Origin of the sequence: Trebonia sp., assembly GCF_049794275.1 — a bacterium.
Taxonomy (GTDB): domain Bacteria; phylum Actinomycetota; class Actinomycetes; order Streptosporangiales; family Streptosporangiaceae; genus Trebonia.
Map to the genome: position 1 here is coordinate 1 of NZ_JBARCR010000840.1, position 1,856 is coordinate 1,856.

Here is a 1,856-nt window from a genome sequence, read left to right on the forward strand (position 1 = left end):
GCCCGGGCGGGAGCGGGTGCTGTTGCACACCGAGGTGATACGCGAGCATCTGGTGGTAACCCCCGGTCCGTGGACGCTGAGCGGGCTGCTGGACTTCGAGACCGCAATGACCGGTGACCGCGCCTACGAGTTCGCCGCCGCCGGCCTGTTCATCTCGCGCGGCGACCCGCGCCTGCTCGGCCGCATCCTGGCCGCTTACGGCCGCAGCTTCGACCCGCGCGAACTGCTCGCGTACACACTCCTGCACGTGCACAGCAACCTGCCTGAGTGCCTCAGCGAGCTCCCGGCCCCGCCCGAGCCCACCCTGGATTCCCTGGCCCTGACCTGGTTCGGCACCACCTAGACCTGCCATCGGCCCAGGAGCCGGGCTCTGTATCGTACGGCGCGGCGATCACCTACGGCGAGCTGTGACGGGAGCCTTTCCGTTCCGGGTCCTGCCATGGGAAGGGCGCAAGGTCGGGTTCTGCCCAGCCGGTCTTCGCCTGGGCGCTGGCCAGGGTGGCCGGGCGGTAGAAACGGGTGAGCAACCGCTTGTCCAGCAGGGCGCGGTGGTGATCGGTGAAAGCGGCGAAATCGTCTTCGCCGCTCTCGGCTGCGTGGTAGCCGACCAGTTCCACCCAGGCCCGGCTGACGGTCGCGTGGTATTTCTGCGGTGCGCCGGCGTAGCGCGCGGTGCGCTGAATGCCGTCGCTGACCACGCCGACCGCTGCCGCGACGCCGCTGCGACGCACGGCCAGCCACGTCAGGTGGACGTGTTCACGGTGGCCGAACCGGCTGGCGCCCGCCATCACCTCGGCCATCAGCGCATCGAACAGGGCGCCGCTGCCAGCGTGCGGTGCCGGTCCGTGTGTTGTCATGGCGTCACCTCGGTGAGGGCTTGCAGCCCGGCGTGCAGGCCGGCGACTGCCTCGGCGGGCAAGGCGCCGAGCGCGCGGCGTTCCAGGCCGGTGATCGCCTGCCGGATCATTGTCGCGGCCTGCCGGCCGGAAGGGGTGAGCTGGACGAGCACCGCCCGGCGGTCTCCCGGGCGGCCGCCGCGAGTGATATGGCCGCGTCGTTCCAGGCGGTCCAGCACGCTGGTGAGCGTGGTGGGGCGATTGCCTGTGGCCACGGCCAGCTCGGACACGCTCCGGCTGCGGCCGTCGGCGAGATTGGCCAGGGCGTTGATCTCGGAGGCGGTCAGGCCAAGGTCGGCAAGCTCGGCGGCCAGCACATGGACGGTGGCGTGGGCTGCGCGGTGCAGTGCGAGCAGGGCCGACCATTCAGATGGAACGATCTCGGACTTCACGACATCAGATTATACGACATCGTAATATCTTCCGCGGCTGATGAGTGCGTCAGCCGGGCGCCTATGCGATGGACTCAAAGCCGGCGGCCGTGGATGCTGGCTCTTGTGCATAGCAGCCCCAGCGGAGACGGCAACGGTCTTCCCGCCGTTCCAGCTGCCTACCGCGGAACAGAGGGAAGTCCCGGGCCGGTGCTGTTCACCCTCGACGTCGACGGCGAACGGTTCGCCATTCGCCGGGCGGGGGACGGCGGCACCGCCTACGACTGGCTGAGCGGGCCTAACGAGGGCTACGGATTCGGGTCGAGCGGGACACCGGGCCGGCCGGTGCAGGAACACCGAGAGCACATCCGCGTCTTCCTCGCCATGATCGATCCCGATACGGGCTACATCGGCGACGACTGAGGGGAGCGTGTCATCCGCCTGAGCCTTACCGGGCCAGGCACATTCTGCGTGCAGGGATGCGGGTGCAACCGGGGCGCTTCGCGTCTGGCCGGGGTAGCGCCCGGAATTGACCTGGGAGCACGAGCCAGGGCAAACCGGTCGGCCGGCCCTGGCGGAATGAGGACGA

General features: G+C 69.6%; 4 protein-coding genes. 2 read left to right on the forward strand and 2 right to left on the reverse strand.

What is annotated here, in order from left to right; all coding sequences use genetic code 11:
* Window positions 1-343: phosphotransferase (locus WA805_RS21780; protein ID WP_425243255.1), on the forward strand; the 343-nt coding region annotated here is incomplete at its 5' end.
* A gap of 52 nt (window positions 344-395) precedes the next feature.
* Here WA805_RS21780 and WA805_RS21785 read toward each other — a convergent pair.
* Together WA805_RS21785 and WA805_RS21790 are read right to left on the reverse strand one after the other, a co-directional pair.
* The gene (locus tag WA805_RS21785) at window positions 396-800 is read right to left on the reverse strand and encodes a hypothetical protein (RefSeq protein WP_422281090.1); all 405 of its coding nucleotides are present in this window, start codon (window positions 798-800) and stop codon (window positions 396-398) included.
* 53 nt (window positions 801-853) lie between these two features.
* Window positions 854-1,288 (reverse strand): MarR family winged helix-turn-helix transcriptional regulator, encoded by a 435-nt coding sequence (locus WA805_RS21790; protein WP_422337679.1) that lies wholly within the window; start codon window positions 1,286-1,288, stop codon window positions 854-856.
* A gap of 105 nt (window positions 1,289-1,393) precedes the next feature.
* Here WA805_RS21790 and WA805_RS21795 point away from each other — a divergent pair, with 105 nt between their 5' ends.
* Window positions 1,394-1,690, forward strand: a complete 297-nt coding sequence (locus tag WA805_RS21795; RefSeq protein WP_422337678.1) for a hypothetical protein — start codon at window positions 1,394-1,396, stop codon at window positions 1,688-1,690.
* Window positions 1,691-1,856: the final 166 nt, after the last annotated feature.

Excerpts from the sequence above, each read along its gene's own strand:
- WA805_RS21785 (WP_422281090.1), bottom strand. The coding sequence starts at position 800 with ATGGCCGAGGTGATGGCGGGCGCCAGCCGGTTCGGCCACCGTGAACAC.